This window comes from Paenibacillus sp. OAE614, assembly GCF_040546645.1.
GTDB lineage: Bacteria > Bacillota > Bacilli > Paenibacillales > Paenibacillaceae > Paenibacillus_AQ > Paenibacillus_AQ favisporus.
This window is the reverse complement of record NZ_JBEPOD010000001.1, coordinates 2,127,824-2,151,492: the sequence shown is the minus strand read 5'-3', so window position 1 is coordinate 2,151,492 and position 23,669 is coordinate 2,127,824. Positions and strand designations below refer to the sequence as shown.

The following is a 23,669-nucleotide window of genomic DNA, read 5'->3' as shown; positions in this document are numbered from 1 at the left end:
ATTCGTACTTTTTGCACGGACTGCCCCCTACCCAAGGACAAGATCCTGCATGAGTAAATCCAGCGGCGGATTGAAGCCGATTCTCCCTTCCAGCCGCAATCCCAGCATGATGTACTCTCCGGCGCCGAGACGTACGGAGCCTACGACGGGCACCCGCCTTTTGCGCGTTCCCTCAGAATCCGAGCCCTGCTTCGGCTTCTCGTAGGTATACAGAAGCGGCACGACCGATTCCGACTGCCATGCGCAGCGTGTAAGCGCGTCCATCCGATCCGACGTTTGGTTATAGAAATATTGAAAATCGCTCAGTCTGTACGACTTGAGCCGCTGTTCATTTTTATCAAAAGCGAGCGTGTATAAGCTGCTCACCTTCGTCTGCTGCACCACATCTCCGCCAATGGGCCAGTCCGTCCCCCCCTCTTCATCCGGAAGAATGACTGCTCTTGCTCCAGCACGAATCAAACTTGCGATTTGCGGTTCATATTGAAGGTAGTTTTCGAGAGATGACATCACAATGACATCAAACGGGCGTCCGGCCTCGTATTTTTTGCACTCTGCCCCCATGGCCGTGATCAAAGCTTCCGCGTTCTGCCCAAGGGTGACAATCGTGGAAGAGGCCGCTGCTTTCACTGCCTGCTCGTTCCTTGCAAATACCTCCATACTGAAGCGTTCGCAGTTCAGATGCTCACCGCTTCGGTTATACATCGAAATATCGGCATGGATCTTTCTTCGTCCTTCATTTTTCGGGATGCGGAGCTGCACAGTTCCGACACAAGCGGATGCGGCGCTCCCGATTTCCGCATTCAGCTCATAAGAAGCAAAGTCACGGTCGTCATCCCGAAGGGTCACAACGAGCCGCAGCCCTTCGTAGTCGCAAGGCGTATCGTTAAGCAGCCAAGCTTCCAGCTCAATGAGCTCGCCGGCATATGCGCGCCAGCGGTCTCCCCGCAGGTGGGCACGCAGCGGCGTGAGGCTGTCGCGGTAAGCGAAGTAGCCGGGCTTGGGCACCCTGTCTGCTCCTACGAGAGATTTCATCCACCCCGACGGCCAGGCATCGATAAGAAGGTGAATGGCGGACTGCACAATGAGATCTGAGCGCCTGCGGATCGCGTCCGTCATCAAGGTGGTGACAAAGGCTTGATATTTTTGACTGTTCTCAATCCAATCTTCAATCCGTTCTGATTCCGGATACCAATCCCCATGCAGCGAGTAGGTCTGGCTGTCCACAATCGCATCCGGCATCCAAACTTCATCCAGCCGCTTTGGCAGCCATTCCTTAGGATAACGCTGCTGCATCAGGGCAAGATGATCCAGCCCTTCCGAGCCATACTCACCGAACCCGGTCTTCCAGCCTTTCTTGATCGGCGGGAGTCCGCCCTTGTACAGCTCTCCGAACGAAATCATATGATTCGTGTACCACATCGTATAGCAGTGAACATCGGACAAACCGGCTTCGGTCGGCGGATCGTAGTCCCCCTCGGCATTTTTCACGACACGGTCAGGGTTTTCAAGAGATATGGCATTCCTTGCGGAGACGAAAAAAGCTTCAAGCTCATCCCGGTACAAATGCCGGTGCCCTTTCCCACGTTTGGCCGGGCGGGACGGCTCATTGATCAGCGATACCATAATGACGCTCGGATGGCTTCTGACCATACGTTCCATTTCACCGGCTTGACGCACCGCCTCACTGAATTTGCTTCTGCGTATGTAGCTGAACGCCGGCAAATCGCACTGGTTCATCATGCCGAGCCGATCCATGGCCTCATAGATTTCCTCCTGCACGGGGCGCTGCGTGATCCGGTAGAAGTTCATATTCGCAAGCTTGGCGATCAGAATGTCGTCGATCAGCTGTTCTTCGTTTCCCTGCATGACACACTGCTGCAGATGCCCCATTTCATTCGCTCCGCGCAGCATCACCTTCCGGCCGTTCAGCCACAGTGACCCTTTAAGCTCTTCCGTTTCATCCATCCGGAAGGATCTCATGCCAAAACAGCGGTCCTTTACGTCCAGCAGCTCTCCTCCGCGCCTCAGACTTACCCGGATCCGGTACAAGCAGGGGTCATCCGGCTCCCATAAACGGGCTGACTCGAAGTCAATCTTGTACCGGTAATTGTTGCTGCCTGGACCTGCGTAATGAATCGGAAAGCAAATGTCCGAGAGTCCCTTGCCTTCAAAATTATCCGCATAAACGTCAATGGACAGCTCTGCCCCTTCAATCAATCCGGCCGTTGTATTCGTTACATCGATCCAAGCCTCGAAAGAGCCGTTTTCGGGGTCCGGCCTGACAAAAATATCATCGACAAACAGCCCGGACCGTTCCTCCAAATAGACGCGGTTGTAAATTCCCGCACCCGGCGGGCAGTGATGCCAGCCGTACACCGGGTCGTCCCAGCCGGGACCCGTGGCGGCATACATTTTGTCACCGTCCAGGCGCGTACCGTTCACACCCATCATCGGGTAATCATTTTTCACTTCAACCACAAGCACGTTTGTCTCTTCGAGCAAGGAAGTAATATCGAACTCAAACGGCGCAAACAGCCCCTCATGCATCCCGACGCATTTGCCGTTCACGTAAACGGTCGCCTCATAGTCAACGCCCTTAAACACAAGGAATACCCTGTGTCCGGCTTGCGGCTTCGGATCGTTGAACGTTGTGCGGTAGTAGCCGGTCCACCTTCCCTTTTCCTTGGTCGGTCCGCGAAAATCAGGAATAGATACATGCTCCCATTCTCCCTCCCCCAGCAGCACCTGCGAAAATTCGCCGCGCCGTTCATCGGCGTACCGAAAGTCAAAGCGGGTCAGCTCCTGGCTGGGTCGTATATAGACAGAGGACGGCGACAGGCTTCGTAAATAAGGGCGATATTGCATACGAAGCCTGTTCAGCTCCTCTTCAAACCATTTCAAATGCTCGTCAAAGCCCTTCACCACATAGGGCTCAGCAGCCGACTCACTGCTGCGGAACAACTTCCGTTCCCACACTCTCGGCTTTATTTCTTCCATGCCCTCTTTGGCCAAAGGATGCTCGCGGAAGGCAATTTCTGCAAAAGGGTTCATGGCCTGCAGCCTGCCCGTTTCCGTTTCTGTAGAAGACAATCGGGAATCCTCCTTTTTTCCATAATGCAACTTTTTTTGATAATCGTAGCACCCCCAATATGGGTGCACAATCCGGCAACCCTGCATATTCATAGGTCATTTCAACCATACGGCGACCGAATGGATATGGAATACAAAAAAACCCACAAAAGGAACACTTTTCATCAAAGTGTCTCTCTTGTGGGTTTCTGTACGTTCCGAAAGGGAGGGTATGTGTCCCTATCAAAAAGGCGTCAATTTCACGCGAGTTCCTTCTACTCCTCCTGGTCCGGCCCGGCATCCTCCTCAGGTGCCGTCGTTCCGAGCCAGCTGCGGATCATCGACAACAGCTGCGCGCTGTTCACCGGCTTGGTAATGTAGTCGGATGCTCCGGCTTCCAGGCATTCCTCCCGGTCGCCTTTCATCGCCTTGGCGGTCAGAGCAATGATCGGGAGATCTTTGAACTGCGGCTTGCTGCGGATCGCCCGCGTCGTTTCGTAGCCGTCCATTACCGGCATCATGATGTCCATCAGCACGATCTCGATATCCGGCGTCTGCTCCAGGATTTGAATGGCCTCATGTCCGTTTTCGGCAGGAACGACCATCATCTGATGACGCTCCAGGATGGTAGTCAAGGCAAAAATGTTGCGGATGTCGTCGTCCACTACCAGAACCTTTTTATACTGAATCATCTCGTCGGATTGATACAGCTTGCGCACAAGCTCTCCCGCCTGGTCTGGCAGGTCATCCGGCTTGCGGTGCAGGAACAGGGTCGTCTCGTCGATCATCTGGGCCGGCGTCTTGACCTCTTTGATGACCGCGGATTTGGTCAGCTCTTCCAGTTCCTCCTCCTGGTCATGGTTCCATTTGACGCTCCGGTTCAAGACCAATGGCATGTGCTTGTTCTTTGGATTTTTCTGCATTTCCCGGACGAACTGCAGAACGTTCATATCCTCCAAATCGTTATCCGCGAGCACGCAGTCAAAATGCTCATTCTTCAAGGTCTCGAGCGCTTCCCGGGCGGTATGCGCCATGACGATCCGCACATCCTCGCTGCCCAGAAGAGCCGCCCATTCCTGGCAGCGCTCATCTTCCGTTGCGGCCAGCAGCAGGCTGCGGCTATGTTCAGCGGCAAACCGGCTCAGCTGATCCAGCGCCTTCTCGAGGTCTTCGTTGGTGACCGGCTTGCAGACATACTCATAGACTCCCTTGCGGAGCAGTTCAACTTCATCCTCTTCGACGGTGATGACGCAGACCGGAATATGCCGGGTTGCCAAGTCGTTCTTCAAGTGCTCAATGACCATCCAGCCGTCCATATCGCCGAGGCGCAGATCGAGCGTAATCGCCTCAGGCTGGTATTTTCTCGCCAGCTCGAGTGCGCCGGATCCTTTTGTCGTGATGACCGCCTTGATATTCTTCCGGTGCAGCAGCTCCAGCAGGATTTCGTTAAACTTGACGTCGTCTTCAATGATGAGAAAGACGCGATCTCCCGGCTCGATCCGTTCGCGGTCGTCGTTCACGTCATCCGCCTTACGGCTGAAGGTCAGCTTCTGCTCCGGCGGCGTGACGTCGATGATTTCCGGCACGTATTTCGGCGTTTCCTCCAGCGGCCCCATTTCCGTGTCGACCGGCAGGTAGAGGTTGAAAATGCTGCCTTTGTCGACGACGCTGTAAAGCGTCAATTCCCCACCAAGCAATTGGGCGATCTCGCGGGAAATGGCCAATCCGAGCCCCGTGCCGCCATACACCCGGTTCGTGCTGCCGTCCGCCTGCTGGAATGCCTCGAAAATGATCTGCTGCTTGTCCTCCGGAATACCGATTCCGGTGTCGCTGACCGAGAAGCACAGCACGTTCGGCGCTTGGTTCAGCGATTCGTTATCCTTGCTCCATCCTTCGCTGGCCTGCCGCAGGGCCAAAGTAACCTGACCCTTCTCCGTAAACTTAAAAGCGTTCGACAGGAGGTTTTTGAGCACCTGCTGCAGCCGCTTCTGATCGGTAACCACCGTATCCGGAACGTTCGGATCCACCTTGATGCTGAACTCAAGCAGGCTGTTATCCACCATTGGGCGGAACGACCGTTCAAGGCTGTCCGTCAGCGCTTTGAGGGACACTTCGCTGAAGTCCGGCGTTACGGTGCCCGATTCAATTTTGGACAGATCCAAAATTTCATTGATCAGGTTCAGCAGCTCCAGACCAGAATCCTGGATCGTTTTGGCGAATTTGACCTGATGTTCGCTCAAGTTCTCATCCGGGTTATCCGCAAGCTGTTCGGCAAGAAGGAGGAGGGAATTGAGCGGCGTTCTTAATTCATGCGACATATTGGCCAAAAACTCCGATTTGTAGCGTGAGGTCAGCGCAAGCTGCTCCGCCTTCTCCTCGAGGAACTGCTTCGCAACCTCGACCTCCTGGTTTTTGCTCTCGACCTCGGCCTTTTGCAGGACGAGCAGCTTCGCCTTGTCCTCCAGCTCCTCATTCGTATGCTGAAGCTCCATCTGCTGCTTCTGCAGCTCCTCCGTCAGGGACTGCGACTGCATGAGCAGCTCCTCCGTCCGGCGGTTGGCCTGCATCGTGTTCACGACGATGCCGATCGATTCGGTCAGCTGATCCAGGAAAGCCAGATCGATCTCGGTAAACGCCCGGAAGGACGCCAGCTCCAGCACGCCAAGCACATGCTCCTCGAATATAATCGGCAGCAGCACGATATTGAGCGGCACGGCTTCGCCGAGTCCCGAAGATATCATGACATAATCATGCGGCACATTCGTCAGCAGGATACGCTGCTTCTCCACGAGGCACTGGCCGACCAGCCCTTCGCCGGCACGGAAGCGGTTCGACAGATGCTTCCGGTTCTGGTAGGCGTAGCTGGCAAACAGCGTCAGCACCGGTTCGTCGTTCTCCGGCTCGTTGATATAGAAGACGCCGTGCTGAATCGACACGAGCGGCGCCAGCTCCGACAGGATCATGCGGCTGATGGCATACAGGTCGCGCTGTCCCTGCAGCAATCTCGAAAACTTGGCGAGATTGGTCTTCAGCCAGTCCTGCTCGGTATTGATGCGGGTCGTCTCTTTCAAGTTCCGGATCATTTCGTTCACATTGTCCTTCAGCGCGGCAACCTCGCCGGCCGCAGCGACATCGATCGTCCGGGACAGATCCCCTTTGGCTACCGCCGTGGCCACATTGGTGATTGCACGGACCTGCGTGGTCAACGTGCTCGCCATATAGTTGACATTGTCAGTCAAATCCCGCCAGGTGCCTGCGGCTCCCGGAACGCTGGCCTGACCGCCCAGCTTTCCTTCTGCGCCGACCTCACGGGCGACGGTAATGACCTGATCGGCGAACGTATCCAGCGTCTCGGTCATATTGTTGATCGTATCGGCCAATTCGGCAATTTCGCCCTTCGCATCCACGTTCAGCTTCTGCTTCAGGTTCCCGTTCGCCACGGCGGTCACGACCTTGGCGATGCCGCGGACCTGATCCGTCAGATTGTTCGCCATAATGTTAACGTTGTCGGTCAAATCCTTCCAGATGCCGCCGACCCCGCTCACCTGTGCCTGTCCGCCCAGCTTGCCGTCCGTACCGACTTCGCGGGCGACGCGCGTGACCTCGGAAGCAAACGAATTCAGCTGGTCGACCATCGTATTGACTGTATTTTTCAGCTCCAGCAGCTCGCCGCTGACGTCGACCGTAATTTTCTTGGACAGATCTCCGTTGGCGACCGCTGTGGTCACACCAGCAATGTTCCGCATCTGGATCGTCAGGTTGCGCGTCATGTTGTTCACCGTATCGGTCAGGTCCTTCCAGGTACCCGACACATCCTTGACGTTCGCCTGGGCGCCGAGCTTGCCTTCTGTTCCGACCTCGCTGGCCACCCGCGTTACTTCCGACGCGAAATTGCTGAGCTGGTCCACCATCGTGTTCATCGTGTTTTTCAGCTCGAGCAGTTCGCCCTTGACGTCGACCGTAATCTTCTTGGACAAATCGCCCTTCGCTACCGCCGTCGTCACTTCGGCGATGTTACGCACCTGGTTCGTCAGGTTGCGGGCCATGTTGTTGACGCCTTCGGTCAAATCCTTCCACGTGCCGCCGACGCCCCGGACCTCGGCCTGTCCGCCGAGCTTCCCTTCGGTGCCGACCTCGCGGGCGACGCGGGTGACCTCGGACGCAAACGTGCTGAGCTGATCCACCATCGTATTGATCGTGTTTTTCAGCTCAAGGATTTCGCCCTGCACGTCCGCGGTGATCTTCTTCGACAAGTCCCCGTTCGCTACCGCCGTCGTCACGACGGCGATATTGCGCACCTGGTTCGTCAGGTTCGAGGCCATATAATTGACGTTCTCGGTCAAATCGCGCCACGTGCCGGCCACGCCCTTCACCTGCGCCTGACCGCCAAGCATGCCGAGCGTTCCGACCTCGCGGGCCACGCGGGTCACTTCGGACGCAAACGTGCTGAGCTGATCCACCATCGTGTTGATCGTATTTTTCAGCTCGAGAATTTCACCCTTGGCGTTAACCGTAATGTGCTTGGACAGGTCGCCCTTCGCCACCGCCGTCGTCACTTCGGCGATGTTGCGTACCTGGTTGGTCAGATTGCTGGCCATGGAGTTGACGCTTTCGGTCAAATCACGCCATGTTCCCGCAACGCCGCTGACCTCCGCCTGTCCGCCCAGTATGCCCTCGGTGCCGACTTCGCGGGCGATCTTCGTCACTTCGGAAGCGAACATGGACAGCTGGTCCACCATCGTGTTGATCGTATTTTTAAGTTCCAGGATTTCACCCTGAACGTTGGCAGTAATTTTTTTCGATAAATCCCCGTTGGCAACAGCCGTCGTAACGACCGCAATATTGCGGACCTGATCCGTCAAATTCGTGGCCATGTCGTTGACGCTCTCCGTCAAATCTCTCCACGTGCCGGACACACCCTTGACGTTCGCCTGCCCGCCGAGCTTTCCTTCCGTGCCGACCTCGCGGGCCATTCGGGTGACCTCGGACGCAAAGGTCGACAGCTGTTCCACCATCGTATTAATCGTATTTTTCAATTCCAAAATTTCGCCGCTGGCATTGACCGTGATCTGCTTGGTGAGATCGCCCTTGGCCACTGCCGTCGTCACTTCGGCGATGCTGCGGACCTGGCTCGTCAGATTAGCCGCCATGCCGTTCACGCTGTCGGTCAGATCCTTCCATGTCCCCGAGACGCCTTCAACATCGGCTTGACCGCCCAAAATGCCTTCGGTCCCCACCTCTTTGGCTACGCGGGTCACTTCGGAAGCAAACTTGCTCAGCTGGTTGACCATCTTGTTGATGTTGTTGGCGGATTTTTTGAATTCGCCGGTCAGCGGCCGCCCTTCAAACTCCAGATCCACCTTTTGCCGCAAATCGCCCTGGGCAACCGCGTTGATCACGCGCACCATCTCGCTGGTCGGCTGGATCAGGTCACTGACAAGACCGTTTAACGATTCTACGGCCGCCTCCCAAGACCCTCCGGTATTTTTATGGGAAAACCTGCGCGACAGCTTGCCCTCTTTACCGACAACCCTGGCAACGGTATCGATTTCGGACACAAGGCTCTCCTGCATTTCCATGATCTCATTAAAGGTGTCTGCGATTTTTCCGGCGATGCCTGTCTGATCGTATGGCATGCGGTATGTAAAATCTCCCTTTTTAAAAGCCATCAGCGCATCGAGCAGTTCCTTGGACTGAACCTGGCTCTCTTGCGAATCCGGTTTCAAATGCTGATCCGACATGGTCAAATCCCTCTCTCGACATAATTTTACACCGTTCATTACTGATAAACATGATTTCTCTATTATTCTACTATGCCGATTAAAATCTGTCATTTTTCTGCCAGTTAAAAGTTAAAAATTACACTTTAGCGAAAGCACAAAAAACCGTCCAAATAGCTGGACGGCCGTGAAGGTATCAAGTTACTTTTGCATAGGACACTTGTTCTCCGCAACTAACTCGAGAAAGAAATCTACATCCACCCCAATAAACTTGAAATCGGGAGACTAGCAGTTTTTAAACTTTATACTCTTCGAGAGCACGGACCAGCTTTGTTCTGACAGCTTCTCTTAGCTCTTCCGGTTGGAGCACGACCGCTTCAGCACCGAACGAAAAAAAATAATCAGCAAAGAATGGTATTTCGGACGGGAAGATACCCATTTCTAGTGTGCCTGTGCCGTCCTTGGAACGATGTACTTCTCCCCAAGGGAAAATCCAGCTCTTTTCTCGGAATAACTCAATCCCTTTTGCCGTTAGTTTCACTTTAACATCTACGCTTTCCCGTGTGCTGTAGAAATGAGGCCCCCAGTTCGTTAAATCCACCTCTGAAACATCCACTGTAGGTGTTGACGCTTCGGCATCCGCTAAGACGGCTGACCCTATCCGATCTACCCGGAATAATCGGAAAGCTTTTCGAAAATAGCAGTAAGCTGGGCAAAACCAATATCCCTCATGGGCATATATACCGATGGGTTGAATCGTTCTTTCATTGGTACCATTCTTTCGAATTCCATAATTGATTGTTACGGGCAACCTTCTAATGGACGCTTGGAGCAATAACTCAAGGTAGTCAGCACGCTCCGAGCGTGTATGCGTAAAGAAGTCAATTCGGTTTCGCATCTCGTCGATCTGACTTTTCACATCTTCCGGTAAATACCTGTAAAATTTTCGAAGTGCGGATTTTGCAGATGCCTCGAATGGCAGCGAGCTGAAGTGTCGAAGGGCATGGGAAGCAAAAAACATGGAGAATGCCTCATTTTCCGTAAATGAGATCGGTGGGAGGCTTCGCTCCGTCAGAACATGGTATCCGCCTCCTGCACCAACTTGAGAGTATAAAGGCACTCCCATACCACTCAGCTCCTGCAAATCGCGCAGCATGGTTCGGGTAGACACACCAAATTCTTCGGCAAGCTCTTTGACGGTGAATTTCCGCTTTCGATTTACCGCCATCATCAATTCAATCAGCCGCCTCGACTTCCCCATAATATTTACCCCCAAAAGATTATAGTGACAAGTTCTGTCACATTCATATTATACACTATGAATACGCCGGACCGTTGGGAGAGATTTACGGTAGAAAGCGATATAAAAAAAGAGAAGGAGATTATTTCATATGTCTAGAGAACAACGTAAGAAATTGGATGAAATGCTGCGGCGTCCTAAGCCCGCCAAGCAGCAAACCGTCGAGGAGATGCGCGCGAACTTCGCTGCCATGATGGCAGCTATGTTAGTACCTGCGGGCGTGCGGACCACGCCGACGACCATTGGTAATCGACCCGGTGTGATCGTTGACCCTGCACAGGATACCCGCCCAGGAATCATTCTTTATTTCCATGGCGGCTCGTATATTATGGGCTCCCCCTACACGGCTATGTCCCTTACCGCGAACCTGGTCGACAAGACCGGTATCCGGTCCGTCTCACTCGATTATCGCCTCGCCCCGGAGCATCCGTTCCCTGCGGCTCTTGAGGATGCTCTCGCAGCCTATCGTGAGCTTCTGGACAATGGAGCCCAGGCGTCGTCTATTGCGTTTGCCGGCGACTCCGCCGGCGGCGGTATTGCTGTCTCGACTTGCCTGATGGCACGGGACGCAGGCCTGCCGATGCCAGCAGCGGTAGTGACGTTCTCGCCGGGGCTCGATAAGACGCATTCCGGGGCAAGTATGGATAGCAAAATGGGGCTCGATCCGTTCTTCACCCGTAAGGGCTTTGCATGGACGGATGAGATGTACCTCGCAGGACAGGATCCGAATCATGAACTCGTAAGCCCCGCCAGGTTCGCCGATCTTACCGGATTCCCCCCAATCCTGCTGCAGGTCGGAACCAACGAGCTGCTTCTTGACGATTCCACGCAGTTAGCCGATCGTGCACGTGCAGCAGGCGTTGATGTCATCCTCGACGTTACCGCCGACGTCCCGCATGTGTTCCAGGCGTTCACAGGTATGCTTGATGAAGCCGATCAAGCCCTAGACCGTGCTGCACTGTTCATCACACAGCATCTCAGATGTTGAATACAATTGTTTAAAGATTCGCTAATAAAAATGCTCCCTTATACGATAAGGAGAGCATTTTTTTCGTTATTGCATTTCTTTTGTTGGACCGCTTGCAGCGGTCCAGGTCGGCCGAAATCAGGTAATTAACGATTACGCATCAGCCCGAATGGTGGGTTCTAGCCAAAGTCAACCCGGCAAGGACGATGCTGACCAGCCCCACTACAATGGCAATGATGGCTCCGGCTCGCCCGCTGCCGGTTCCGAAATCTCCGGTAAAAATGGTCAAATGCAGCAGGGCGTAGGCTATAACAATCAGCCCCACCACCGCGGACACGATGGCCCCTCGCCTTCCACTGCCCTTACCGAATCGGCCTGCGGAGCGAGCCAAAGAAAGCCCGCCGAGGATCGCGCCGATCAAGCCCAACACCGCATCTAACGAAGCCCAGATTCGCCCAGGGGTAGCTTCTCCGTATCCGACATTACCATTGGCCGCTGCAGCGGAAGCAAATGACGGAACAAGTAGAAAAACACAAAATATAGCGAACATCACCATCTTTATTTTCATGCCAAAGCTCCTTTTTGTTTTTGATTCGTTCCTCACCACTGCCTTGTACACGACACGCGTTCTAACTGCGAGCGGTGACAGATCGGCTGCTTCCACCGTACGATCCAGGGCTTCAGGTTCACTGCGGTTTACGGGTAGATTGCTCATCTTTGAATCCTCGCCTTCGTTAATCTAAGATTTTTGGTTTATGCGACTATCGCTCTCATTGCACAGTCAGTGTAAACAATAAATGTCGAGAACTTATGCAGATTCGCCTCCTTTTGTATGGATTTATTCATGATCATGTTAAAACACAGTATAATTTGGGGTAAGTGATGGAGCTCCCGCACTGGAAGCCGACTAAACTGGAAAGATGGGATTCGAATGGAACCGAAGTTGTTGCTTGTGGAGGACGAACCGGGCATGCTTGAGGAGATGCAGACCTATTTGCATCGTGAGGGGTTTCGAGTATTGGCCGCCCGTACCGGGAAAGAAGCGCTCATGATTGCCCGGTCTGAACGGCCAGATCTCATTGTACTTGATTGGATGCTTCCGGAGAAAAGCGGCATCGACGTGTGCCGTGAAATCAGACAAACCTCGAATTGCGGCATTATTATGGTCACAGCCCGTTCGGATGAAACGGATAAAATCGTCGGTCTTGAAATCGGTGCGGACGATTATTTGACGAAACCGTTCAGCTTGCGCGAGCTGTCTTCACGTATCCGGGCATTGCTTCGCCGCTTGCGTGGACCTGAAGACAAGCCAATACTGCTTGAAAGAGACAACCTGACCATTTCCGAGACCAAATGTCAGGTATTCAAGGATGGCCAGGAGATCCAACTGACACCGACCGAATTCAAAATTTTGCTCACATTGGCTGCGCGTCCCGGAATGGTTTTCAGCCGCCTGCAATTGTTAAAAGCCGCCCTCGCGGATGAATATATGGGATACGAGCGAACGATGGATTCCCACATCCGGAATCTTCGCCGCAAGCTGGGAGACGATTCGGCCAATCCTCGTTATATTCAAACGGTCTACGGTTTCGGTTACCGATTCGGTGAACAATCATGAGGCTCACGGTTCGCCAAAAAATATTTGTATGCATGGGACTGCTCGTTTTTATTATCGGAGGTGTTCATGCCGTTACCAAGCAGGCTTATATGGAGTCGTTGTTCGATCAATATCGCAAGGAAGAAATCAGTACAGCTTATTTGAACCAATCAGCCGGGGAACAAATTGAGCACTTGAAGACTTACGTTTCAGGAAAAATGCGGAAATTCGAGCTTGGGAATTGGTTCTTTTTCATCGCAACCGGGCTGTTCGCCAGTTTATGGATTTCGGGGTTGCTCACGATCCCGCTTCGAAAGCTTGTTACTGCTATCGAACGCGTTGCGCAGGGAGATCTGGACGTGAACGTTCCTGTAAAATCAAAGGACGAATACGGCAAAGTCATCCGGACATTCAATGACATGACGCTCCGTCTCCGGGAAGCCGAGGACGCCCGCAGGCGGTTAGTAGCGGATGTCGCTCATGAGCTGCGGACCCCGCTGTCGATCATGCAGCTCAAACTAGAAAACGCTCAGCAGGCCGGTCAATCCGTCCCCCTGGAAATGCTGCTTAGACTCCATGACGAAGTGATCCGCTTAGGACTGCTTGTGGAAGATCTTCATGTCTTGTCGCTGGCTGAGGCGGGCCGATTGGCGCTGGACTGCAAACCGCTCGATCTCTCGGCAAGACTTGAACAAATCGTGGACGATATGAACGTGGAGGCTGAGGAGAACGGGCTGGAAATGTGCTTCTCTTCAAACACAAGGCCGGTAACGGTGATGGCAGACGCGAGACGAATGACGCAGGTGTTCATCAATTTGTTGACGAATGCAGTTCGTTACACATCGGAAGGCGGAAAGGTTTCGGTTGTCATTGAAGATCAAGTTTGGGATCAGAATGCACTTCATGTATGCGTCTCGGTGATAGACTCCGGTATCGGTATTCCAGCCGATGAATTGGCTCACCTGTTCGATCGTTTTTATCGTGTGGAAAAGGCCCGTTCGCGGCACACAGGCGGAACGGGCCTCGGATTATCGATTGCTCATCATTTAGTCCGGGCCCACGGCGGTTTTATCCGCGTTGTGAGTGAACCCGGTCAAGGTACGACATTTAGCGTTTTTTTGCCTGTGCATACTAGATAAATATATCGCGCTTGTCCAATTTAAAAATAGTGTCCACATTCGTGTTGTTATTAAAAAGTTTGCCTTCAATCAGCAAGGGCTGCCCGTGGGAACGGGCAGCCCTTGCATTTTTCAACCGGTTTATACCGTCTTCTGCTGTTTTGCCGAAGCGGCCTTTTGTTCCTTGCCGACGGTGACTCTGGCATTTCCCATGCTGGCCACCACGACCGCGGCGATAGCGATCGGAATCAGCGCAAACAGAAATACGCGGGAAATGGAATGGGACATGGCGTCCACGATGTTGTTGAGCACTTCAGCCGGAATTTTGGCGCGGTTGGCCGATTGGAAAATTTCCTGCGGACTGCCGACGTTGGCCATGGCCGAATTGGCCCCGCCGCCCATGCCCTTGAAATTTTCAGCAAGCCGGTTCGTGAACAAATTGTTCTGGATGGTGCCGAAAATCGTGATCCCCATCGTCATGCCGAGCGACCGCAAAAACTGGTTGGTCGAGTTTGCGGTACCGCGGAAGCGAGGCTCCAGGTTATGCTGGGATGCCGTCGGCAGCAGCGAGAACGAGAAGCCCATGCCGAAGCCGACGATGATCATGAAGATCGTCAGATAAATCCGGGCGGTATCGGGGGTCAGCGTGCTGAGCAGATACATGCCTCCCAAATAGAAAATGACCGACATGATCATAAGGTTCCGGTAGCTTGTCTTGGTGGAGAATATCCCGCCGATGGCGCTCCCGGCCACCGATCCCAGCATCATCGGCGTCAGGATCAATCCGGCGTTCGTAGCCGAGCCGCCATACACCGCCTGCACAAAGATCGGGATATATACCGTCATGATGATAAAGGTTCCGCCGTACAAAAACGCGAGTAGCTGCGATGTCGCAAACAGCCGGCGTTTAAACAGGAAAAACGGCAATATCGGCTCCTTCGCTTTCAGCTCCACGAAGAAGAAGATGATGAAGAATACCGCAAAGCTGGCAAACAGAGCAATAATCGGTGCGGAGTCCCACGCGTACTCCTTGCCGCCAAGCTCCAGTGCGAACATCAGGCTGATGACGGCGATAACGAGCGTCGATGCGCCCCACCAGTCGATTTTTTGCTTGTTATGGGATGGGGACTCTTTGTAACTGCGCAAAATGAAAATCAGAGACACGATGCCGATAGGCACGTTGATGTAGAATACCCACTCCCAGCCGGCATATTCGGTGATATACGCGCCGAGCAGCGGTCCCACCACGCTGGCCGATCCGAACACCGCTCCGAGAAGACCGGTCATTTTGCCCCGGTTCTCCGGCGGAAAAATGTCGAAAATAATCGTAAACGCAATCGGCAGGAGCGCTCCTCCCCCGATCCCCTGAATCGCCCGGTACAAGCTCAGCTGTTCAATCGTCTGAGCCAGACCGCACAGCGCGGACCCCAGCAAAAACACAGTTAAGCCGAAAATGAAAAAACGCTTCCTCCCGTACATGTCCGACAGTTTACCGAAGATCGGCATGCCGGCCATCGTCGTCACCATGTATGCCGAGGTGACCCAGACGAATTTGTCCAGTCCCCCAAGATCGGATACGATCGTACCCATGGCCGTGGCGACAATGGTATTGTCAATGGCAGACATAAAAATGGCCAGCAGCAGCCCTGCTACGACCATTTTAATGTTGCTTTTCGTCGCTTCCATTGGTTATCTCCTTTACAATGTATTGTCCCTTCCGATAAAATGAAACCAAGTCATTATCTCGGAATTCAAGTATCTCGATCATCAAGATATTCAGATTCTAAGAGGAGGTCTTGCTTTTGTCAAGTCAAAATGCTGAGGGCAACACATCACCTGAAGAACGGTTGGCTTCGCAAATGAGAAAGCTGGGAACCAGGACCGTCCTGTACCAACAGCATGTCGCCAGTTCCCTCGGTTTATCCAACACCGATTTGAAATCCGTAGATATATTGTGGGAAACCGGTCCGATTACGGCCGGCGAGCTCTCCAAAATTACCGGTCTCTCCACCGGCACCGTCACCGCCCTGATCGACCGTCTGGAGAAAGCGGGTTTCGTGCGGAGAGAGCAGGACCCGTCCGACAGACGCCGGGTCATAATCGTCCCCGACTATTTTGCCAGGGACGAAGTTCGCGAGACCTTCAAGCCGCTGCACGATTCCGTGGTCCGGCTCGGCTCGTCCTATACGGCGGAGCAGATCGAGCTGCTCATTGACTTTGCAGCCAAGGTCAGCGGCATTATGGAGGAGCAGATTCGCACGCTTGGCGGCGGACGCTCCAAATCGGCTGCAGAATAGCATGGCACGCAAAAAAGCACCCCGCGCATAATACGTGAGGTGCTTCTCTTTGATTAAGTATAAAAATTCCGTACTGCTTATTTGAATACTTTAACGCGGTCTTCAAGCGGCTTGAATTCTTTCTCGCCTGGCTGAACTGTCGGTTTGCCGAAAGGCATTTGGGCGATCAGTTTCCAGCTCGCAGGAATGTTCCACTCTGCGGCAACCTTCTGGTCGATCAGCGGGTTGTAGTGCTGCAGGCTGGCGCCAAGGCCTTCGGCTTCAAGCGCGGTCCAGATGACCAATTGGTGCATCGCCGAAGTATGGTGGGACCATACTGGGAAGTTGTCTGCATAAGAAGGGAAGCTTGCTTGCAGTCCTTCAATGACTTCATAATCTTCGAAGAACAGGATCGTGCCGTATCCGGCGCGGAAAGCAGCCATTTTCTCAGCAGTCGGTGCAAAGCTGTCAGCCGGAACAACGGCTTTCAGCACGTTCTCCGTTACATTCCACAGCTTGTCATGCTGCTCGCCAAGCAGAACGACAACGCGTGTGCTTTGCGAGTTGAAAGAAGACGGCGTGTATTTCACCGCGTCGTTGACGATCTCCTGAATTTTCTCGTCGGAGATCACCTGCTCCTTGCTGATTCCATATATGGAACGTCTGTTCTTGAGTGCATCAATAAACTGTTTAGACATTTTTATATCTTCCTCCTTTTTGTTACTTACTTACTTTTTTAGTATACATACACGCTCGTCCAATTACAATACCTTAATTTAAAGATTTTTAACTTGATTGTCACCCCGGTCACGAACGTGATACAAATAACCCGCCAATCGCGGGTGAAGGCGGGTTACGGTCACATAATGTTCACATATTCGGATTTGAAACAGACTACTCCACGACGACGACCTCGGGTTCAGGAACGAAGCCGAATGCCTTGTCGACACCCTCCATAATCACATCCATCAAATATTTAATGTGCTCGGCGGTCGCATGGTCCGTGTTGATGATCATGTTCCCGTGGAAAGGGGAAATCATGGCGCCGCCGTATGCCTTCCCTTTCAATTCAAGCCGGTCGACCAAAGCACCGACGGGAACGCCGTAATCGTAATTGTTTTTAAAGACGGATCCGCAGGAAGGATACTCGAAATGGCGCTTGCCGTTCCGGTATTCCTCAATCTGGGTCATCGGGGCGGGCAGATGGATTCCCCGGCTTTGGAGCGCCTTCGCCTCTTCAGCCATATACGAATAGAACGAAGACAGGGACGACATCCCCTCTTTGTCCTTCCAGCGGCTCAGCAGGCGGTTTGCCTGCTGCGGATCCAATTGCTCCGGTACGGCCAGCATATCCGCACCCAAAATGAGCCACGGATTCATCTGGAATATGGACTGCTTATAGCCATATTTGCACTGGCTGACATCAATCGATTGAACGGACAGGGATTGATCCTCCAAGTCCACATAATACACCGTTTTGATAATGTCGCTGATCTGCCGGTGGTTGTACTTGGCGTTCATGTAAATGCCGGCCCCTAGGCCGCCCGGCAGCAAGTAGGTAAACTCGTAACCCGGGATGTTATACATCAAGCCTGCGATCGACAGCATGGACATCGGCGTCCCCGAGGAAATAAACCATTTGGTTGGCGTGATGTCCCAATAAACGAATCTTTTCAGGGAAATGTACAGCGTATCTTTGCGCGGAGTGTCGGGAAACAGCAAATTGGACCCCATCCCGCAGAAAAAATAGTCCAGCCCGTGGGTTCTGCATCCCTGCAGCAGCGTGATCAGCTCCTCAGCCGTTTCGGGCATGGCGAAGAAATTTGCTTCCCCGCCGATCTGATAAGACGAGTGGTTCGCAAGCGGTTCATTCCGCAAGCATAAGTTTTCAAATGTCATCCGGTTATTAATCATCATGGCAAATTCTCGCTTTCAACTTTCTTGTCTTCGCACGTTCCCTGTGCATCGGGAAATAAAGCGCCTCAAAGGAAACCTTCCTAAAAGATACAGACCTATCTATTCTAATATATCGTCACCCTTCGCGCCACGTGTCATTTTACGGAAGAAAGTATTGGCGGGAAGAACCCGGTTAATAATGGATCTAGAATGAAGCCATAAACCGGAGGTAACTGTATGAAAGTACTTAAAGCCCGCTTGTCGCAAGGCTTCATGATGATCCTGCTGTCCATCGGGATGATGAACCATGTGTTTATCATTCCGTTTCTGCTGCAAAGCTCAGGCCGGGATGCGTGGATTTCGGTCGCCTTGTCCACCCTGCCGCTGTTAGCAGTGACTGGAATGACTTATTTTGTGGCCAAACGAATGGGGGACCGCTCCATTCACGAATGGCTGAGCCAGGAGTATGGCCTGGGTTCCGCTGTTCTTCTGCGCATCGTTATGACCTTATTTTTATACATGCTTTGCTTCTACACGTTGTTTGATACGACCACTTGGGCCAAAATCACCTTTTTGACCGAAACGCCGGTATCCGTAACCACCATTGTCCTGCTGCTTCTATGCCTATATGCGGCAATCAAGGGATTTAAGCCCATTGCCGTTTCCGCCGGCCTTCTCCTGCCGTTCGTCGTTCTTCTGGGATTTTTTATCATGACGGTCAATTTTCAAACCAAGGATTACAGCCAGCTTCTGCCTATGCTGTCCCATGGCTGGGAGCCCGTATTTCACGGTTTGCCCAATTCATGTGCGGGCCCCTTTGAAATCATCATGTACCTGTTCATCCAGCCCAAATTGGCGAAGCCTGCAAAGGCCTGGCAGTTATACGTTCTGGCCCTGGCCCTGATCGGGCTGACCATGGGGCCGCTGATCGGAGCCATCACGATTTTTGATCCGTATGAGGCGTCCAGGCAAATGTATCCGGCGTATGAGGAGTGGCGCGTGGCCACGATCGGGAGATATATCGCTCAAACGGATTTCTTCTCTATATATCAATGGCTGTCGGGGGCCTTTATTCGAATTGCTCTCGCCCTGTATTTTATGGTTGATATTTGGAATATTAAGCAAAAGATACTGCGAATTGTATCGTACGTTGCGGCTTCTGGCCTGATTCTGCTCATCTGCCTATTCGGGCCAAACGATATTAATTTCATAAGATTTCTAAAAAACTTGTATTTCCCGATTTCTGCCGTCTTTTTGGGAGCCTTGGCCCTCGTCTTGTTTGGTTTGGCTCTCATATCCTCCCGAAAGAAAGGACGAGAACACCATGACATCTAGCACAGAGCAGCCTCAGGCCAGACGGGAAGACATCGATATCCCGTTCCTTCAAAAGTATTACGAACAATGCGGCGACGTCGTCCTTCATCCCTTTGTGGTGGGGGAAGGGGATTTGAAGCAGTCCATTCTCCTGATCTATTGTGAAGGAATGACGGACGCGATGCAAATCAACCAGTTTGTCCTTCCAAGGCTGGAACAGATGTACAAAGAAACGGGATTCGTTAGCAAAGACGCCATCCAAGCTTATCAAACGCTGCCTCTACAGGAAATGAAAACCCAAAATATACTGTACGAGCTCGATACCCAGGTGTTTCAGGGAATGCTGATCCTGTACTTCCAGCACATGAACGCCTTTTACCAGTTGAATGTCAGCAGCAAGCCATCGCGGTCACCGGAGGAGTCATCCACGGAGTCTTCCATCAAGGGGCCCCAGGACGGATTTACCGAGAACTTAAGCATGAACCTGGCGCTCGTTCGCAATCGGCTTCGGACGCAGTCGTTTTGCGTGGAAAAATTCGTGCTCTCCGAGCGGGGCCACACCCAAATCGCGCTGATGTACATCCGGGATATCATTAACCCGGAAATCGTTGACGAAATCAAGAAGAAGATCCAAAATTTCAACGGGGACGCGATCATAGGCACCACACAAATCGAAGACCTCGTTCAAGGGCCTCTTAAAAGCATATTTCCGCTTACCGATTATGTCGGCCGGCCCGATTATGTCGCTTCCAGCCTCCTGGCCGGCCGGTTCGTGATTATGTTCGACGGGTCCCCGATGGGAATTATCGCACCCATCACACTCTTCAGCCTGATCAAATCGCCGGAAGACTCCAACATGCCCTTTCACATCGTCTCGGTGCAAAGGTTTTTGCGGATTTCGGGCCTCTTCATCGCTCTGTTCCTGCCTGGGTTTTACGTGGCGCTGACCACCTTCAACCTCGAGCAGGTTCCGACTCCACTGCTGGCAACCATTATGAATTCCCGAATCGGACTTCCGTTCTCGATTCCGCTGGAAGCCTTTCTGATCCTGTTCCTGTTCCAGGTATTTCATGAAGCGGGCACTCGCCTCCCCAAGCCAGTCGGCCAGACCGTTACAGTTGTCGGAGGACTCATTGTCGGTGATGCCGCGATCCGGGCAGGAATTACGTCTCCCACGATGGTTGTGTCGGTGGCCGTGACAATTATCGCCACCTATACGCTGGTCAATCAAATTCTATCGGGAACGACGGCAATTATTAGGCTGTACGTGCTTCTCCTATCTTCTTCCCTCGGCATGTTCGGGTTTTTTATCGCGATGTTCTCCGTCCTGCTTCACCTGGCCACGCTGGAAAGCTACGGGGTCTCCTATCTGGCTCCCGCTTCCCCCTATATCGCCAGGGATTTCTGGGAAGGGCTGTTCCGAAAGCCGGTCAAGCTGTTCAAATACCGTCCGCGGGCACTGCGGACGCAGGACGATACCCGCAAGGGAGATTAACGGATGAAAGCCATCATCGTTATTCTGTTCTGTTCCCTGCTGTTGACCGGCTGCTGGGACTTGAAGGCGGTACAAGATATGAATATCGTGACGGCGCTCGGCATCGATTACGAGAAGGACCATTATGTCGTATACGTCAAGCTAACCGATTTCTCCGCCGTTGGTACCAAAGAAGGCAGCGGGGAAACCAAGCCTGCATCCACCTGGATCGGGATCGGCAAAGGTCCCACCGTGTTATTGGCCATCAACGATATCTACAGGTCCGCCCAGCATCATACGCTATGGACGCACGTTAAAGCGATCGTCATCACAAAATCCGCGCTAGGGAAGCTGGAAGATATTTTCGACAGCCTGCTGCGTTCCAGAGAGCTGCGGTATACATCCTGGGTGTACGGAACCGAAAAACCGATCACGTCGATATTCATGGCGGATACGACGCTGAATCAGTCTCCTTTGCTGCTGGAAATGTTCGAGCCGAAGGAGACCTATAAGCAGCGATCCTCGGTGATGCCGATTCAGCTGAAAAAATTAGTCAACAGCATCCGGGAGCCCGCAACCAGCGTGCTGCTGCCCGTGCTGTCTGTAACGGACCGGAAATGGGTGGCCAACCAAAAGGACAAAACCCCATCCATGATGGAGCTCACCGGCGTGTACGTCATCAACAAAGGAGCAAACGAGGGATGGGTCGCGGAGGAGGACATGATGGGCGCCAGACTGATCCAGTACAGCTATATGCCGAGGTATCCACTCAGCCTGCCTGAGAAGAATGGCCGGAACAACACGTTGAATTTGACGTCGCCAACTACGAAAATCTCGTTAAATCCGGATACGTCAGACAGCATAAACTTGAATATCAACCTTACGGTTTATGCCACGGTATTAGAGACGCATACCGACGCGACGGATCATATGATGGAACAACAGGCCCAGTCGATCCTGAAAAAGGACATCATGAAGGAATTTAACGACGCAAAGAGTAATCATATCGACTTGTTCGGGTTCGAGGAATGGTTATACCGTCATCACCATGACCTTTGGAAACAAACCGTCTCCCGGGGTCCGGTCCTGTCCAGAATAAAGATTGATGATGTGAAGGTTAAAGTCAGCATTAAGCATGCCAACACCTATAACATCGAATGAAAATATGGTATATCATACCCCTGCGGCCAAAATTGGCCCAGGGGTATTCTTCGTTATCAACACACGGCGATCCGTCTTCACGACCGCCTGCACTTTACACACGGCTCCGATCAGGATAAGGTTATATATTGAAGCTGCATATACGGCCTTTAAACTATACGATAAGAAGGTACGCACATGAATTTACCAACAACCAATCACTCCCGGGTGCTGATTATGACGGCCGTCGAGGCCGAGCGGGAGGCGGTTCTTCGCGGACTCGGCAGCCCGGATTTTATCGACGTCGAGCTGGCCGGCGTCGGACCGGCCTCCGCCGCCGCCCGTACGGCTCGCGTTCTGGCCGGTAACGAATATGGCCTGGTCATCAGCGCCGGCATCGGCGGCGGATTTACGGATCGGGCCGGCATCGGCTCGATCGTCATTGCCGATCAGCTGATCGCGGCTGATCTTGGCGCGGAGACGCCGGACGGCTTTCTCAGCGTGGACGAGCTTGGGTTTGGCTCATCCCGCCTCGAGCCGGATCTTCCGCTCGTACGCCGCCTCGAGGAAGCCATGGCTACCGCCGGACTGGCGGTTCGCAGCGATGCCGTCCTGACGGTCACGACCGGGACCGGCTCGGCGCAAACCGCCGCCGCGTTAAGGCAGCGGTACGAGGACGCTGCCGCGGAAGCGATGGAAGGCTTCGGCGTGGCTGAAGCAGCCCGTCTGTTCGGACTCCCCTGCCTGGAAATCCGTACGATATCGAATGCCATCGGTCCCCGGGACCGTTCCGCCTGGCGGATGAAAGAAGCTTTCGAAGCACTTGAAGCAGCAAGCTCAATCTTAGTGGAGGTATTAAAACGATGAAAATTGCATTTTCCCCTTGTCCCAACGACACTTTTGTCTTCCATGCTGCGGCGCACGGCCTCATTCCCGCCGCACCGGAGCTGGAAGTCACCTATGCGGATATTGATATTACGAATAACCTGGCATCGAACCCGGGCAGCGACCTGGACGTGCTTAAAATTTCTTATGCCGCCCTGCCATGGGTTCTGGACGAATACGCCCTCATTCCATGCGGCGGAGCCTTGGGCCGCGGATGCGGACCGCTTGTACTGACCAAAGGCGGCCAAGCCGACCCTTCGGAACTTAGCGGACGCCGGGTTGCCGTCCCGAGCGAAAAATCGACGGCCTACCTGCTCTTCCGCCTGTGGGCCGCCCAGAACGTACCCGGCGGGATTGGCGAAATCGTGGTCATGCCGTTCGACCAAATCATGCCTGCCGTCCGCGACGGCTTGATTGACGCAGGACTGGTCATTCACGAAGCTAGATTCACGTATCCGTCCTACGGATTATCCTTGATGACGGATCTTGGAAGCTGGTGGGAAAGCGATACCGGCCTGCCGATTCCGCTCGGCGCGATCATTGCCAAGCGGTCCCTCGACTTGGACGCGATCGAAGACTGGATCCGTCAGTCCGTCGAATACGCCTGGGCCCATCCCGAAGCTTCCCGCGAATACGTGCTGAGCCATGCCCAGGAGCTGGATCCTGACGTTGCCCAGCAGCATATTGACCTGTATGTCAACGACTTTACTCGTAACCTCGGGGACGACGGATACGCCGCGATCACTTCGCTGCTGACCCGGGCGGCCGGCGAAGGCCTCGTCCCACCGATCGATCCGGAAGCGCTGCGTAAATAAGCGGATCTGAGATGGTACGTATCCAATCAATACAGCATAAAAACCCGCCTCCTGGAAGGCGGGTTTTATCTATGTCAGTCATTTTGAAAACAACGAAT

Annotated in this window: 16 protein-coding genes; 9 read left to right on the top strand and 7 right to left on the bottom strand. The window is 53.2% G+C overall.

Annotated elements, in window-relative coordinates; genetic code table 11:
• Positions 1-27: 27 nt before the first annotated feature.
• The 3 genes from ABIE48_RS10280 to ABIE48_RS10270 all read right to left on the bottom strand — a co-directional run bounded on the left by ABIE48_RS10280 (position 28) and on the right by ABIE48_RS10270 (position 10,050).
• A complete protein-coding gene (locus ABIE48_RS10280) occupies positions 28-3,090 on the bottom strand; it encodes a glycosyl hydrolase 2 galactose-binding domain-containing protein (RefSeq protein WP_354518812.1) in 3,063 nt (1,020 codons plus the stop codon).
• A 254-nt stretch (positions 3,091-3,344) separates the two neighbouring features.
• Positions 3,345-8,810 carry a HAMP domain-containing protein gene (locus ABIE48_RS10275; RefSeq protein WP_192714635.1) on the bottom strand — a complete coding sequence of 1,822 codons (5,466 nt, stop codon included), beginning with the start codon at positions 8,808-8,810 and terminating at the stop codon, positions 3,345-3,347.
• A gap of 274 nt (positions 8,811-9,084) precedes the next feature.
• A complete protein-coding gene (locus ABIE48_RS10270; protein WP_192714636.1) occupies positions 9,085-10,050 on the bottom strand; it encodes a helix-turn-helix transcriptional regulator in 966 nt (321 codons plus the stop codon).
• Between the two features lie 130 nt (positions 10,051-10,180).
• Here ABIE48_RS10270 and ABIE48_RS10265 point away from each other — a divergent pair, with 130 nt between their 5' ends.
• Complete coding sequence (locus tag ABIE48_RS10265) at positions 10,181-11,077, top strand: alpha/beta hydrolase (protein ID WP_192714637.1); 897 nt, start codon at positions 10,181-10,183, stop codon at positions 11,075-11,077.
• 139 nt (positions 11,078-11,216) lie between these two features.
• On the opposite strand, the gene ABIE48_RS10260 is transcribed toward ABIE48_RS10265, so the two are convergent.
• Positions 11,217-11,624: a DUF6223 family protein gene (locus tag ABIE48_RS10260; RefSeq protein ID WP_145023103.1), complete on the bottom strand. Its 408-nt coding sequence runs from the start codon at positions 11,622-11,624 to the stop codon at positions 11,217-11,219.
• 363 nt (positions 11,625-11,987) lie between these two features.
• Between ABIE48_RS10260 and ABIE48_RS10255 the strand changes: the two genes are divergently transcribed.
• On the top strand, positions 11,988-12,674 hold the full coding sequence (locus tag ABIE48_RS10255) for a response regulator transcription factor (RefSeq protein ID WP_145156902.1): 687 nt from the start codon (positions 11,988-11,990) through the stop codon (positions 12,672-12,674).
• Positions 12,671-13,792: a sensor histidine kinase gene (locus tag ABIE48_RS10250; protein WP_145021457.1), complete on the top strand. Its 1,122-nt coding sequence runs from the start codon at positions 12,671-12,673 to the stop codon at positions 13,790-13,792. Before ABIE48_RS10255 ends, ABIE48_RS10250 begins: the two co-directional genes overlap by 4 nt.
• Before the next feature lie 120 nt (positions 13,793-13,912).
• Here ABIE48_RS10250 and ABIE48_RS10245 read toward each other — a convergent pair whose 3' ends face one another.
• Positions 13,913-15,457, bottom strand: coding sequence for an MDR family MFS transporter (locus ABIE48_RS10245; protein WP_145021460.1), 1,545 nt, complete (start codon positions 15,455-15,457; stop codon positions 13,913-13,915).
• 173 nt (positions 15,458-15,630) lie between these two features.
• Between ABIE48_RS10245 and ABIE48_RS10240 the strand changes: the two genes are divergently transcribed.
• Positions 15,631-16,068 carry a MarR family winged helix-turn-helix transcriptional regulator gene (locus ABIE48_RS10240; RefSeq protein WP_145023105.1) on the top strand — a complete coding sequence of 146 codons (438 nt, stop codon included), beginning with the start codon at positions 15,631-15,633 and terminating at the stop codon, positions 16,066-16,068.
• Positions 16,069-16,145: 77 nt separating this feature from the next.
• Here ABIE48_RS10240 and ABIE48_RS10235 read toward each other — a convergent pair whose 3' ends face one another.
• Both ABIE48_RS10235 and ABIE48_RS10230 read right to left on the bottom strand, forming a co-directional pair.
• A complete protein-coding gene (locus ABIE48_RS10235) occupies positions 16,146-16,745 on the bottom strand; it encodes a nitroreductase family protein (protein ID WP_076167585.1) in 600 nt (199 codons plus the stop codon).
• A 196-nt stretch (positions 16,746-16,941) separates the two neighbouring features.
• On the bottom strand, positions 16,942-17,964 hold the full coding sequence (locus ABIE48_RS10230; RefSeq protein ID WP_354518808.1) for a UDP-N-acetylmuramate dehydrogenase: 1,023 nt from the start codon (positions 17,962-17,964) through the stop codon (positions 16,942-16,944).
• A gap of 216 nt (positions 17,965-18,180) precedes the next feature.
• Between ABIE48_RS10230 and ABIE48_RS10225 the strand changes: the two genes are divergently transcribed.
• The 5 genes from ABIE48_RS10225 to ABIE48_RS10205 all read left to right on the top strand — a co-directional run bounded on the left by ABIE48_RS10225 (position 18,181) and on the right by ABIE48_RS10205 (position 23,571).
• A complete protein-coding gene (locus ABIE48_RS10225) occupies positions 18,181-19,278 on the top strand; it encodes a GerAB/ArcD/ProY family transporter (RefSeq protein WP_145021462.1) in 1,098 nt (365 codons plus the stop codon).
• Positions 19,268-20,752, top strand: a complete 1,485-nt coding sequence (locus tag ABIE48_RS10220) for a spore germination protein (RefSeq protein ID WP_192714638.1) — start codon at positions 19,268-19,270, stop codon at positions 20,750-20,752. The genes ABIE48_RS10225 and ABIE48_RS10220 overlap by 11 nt, the downstream gene beginning before the upstream one ends.
• A gap of 3 nt (positions 20,753-20,755) precedes the next feature.
• A complete protein-coding gene (locus ABIE48_RS10215) occupies positions 20,756-21,892 on the top strand; it encodes a Ger(x)C family spore germination protein (RefSeq protein WP_192714639.1) in 1,137 nt (378 codons plus the stop codon).
• 177 nt (positions 21,893-22,069) lie between these two features.
• Entirely contained in the window at positions 22,070-22,738 is a 669-nt protein-coding gene (locus ABIE48_RS10210; protein WP_192714640.1) for a futalosine hydrolase, read from the top strand.
• Positions 22,735-23,571, top strand: a complete 837-nt coding sequence (locus ABIE48_RS10205) for a 1,4-dihydroxy-6-naphtoate synthase (RefSeq protein WP_089546679.1) — start codon at positions 22,735-22,737, stop codon at positions 23,569-23,571. The genes ABIE48_RS10210 and ABIE48_RS10205 overlap by 4 nt, the downstream gene beginning before the upstream one ends.
• The last annotated feature ends 98 nt before the right edge of the window (positions 23,572-23,669 follow it).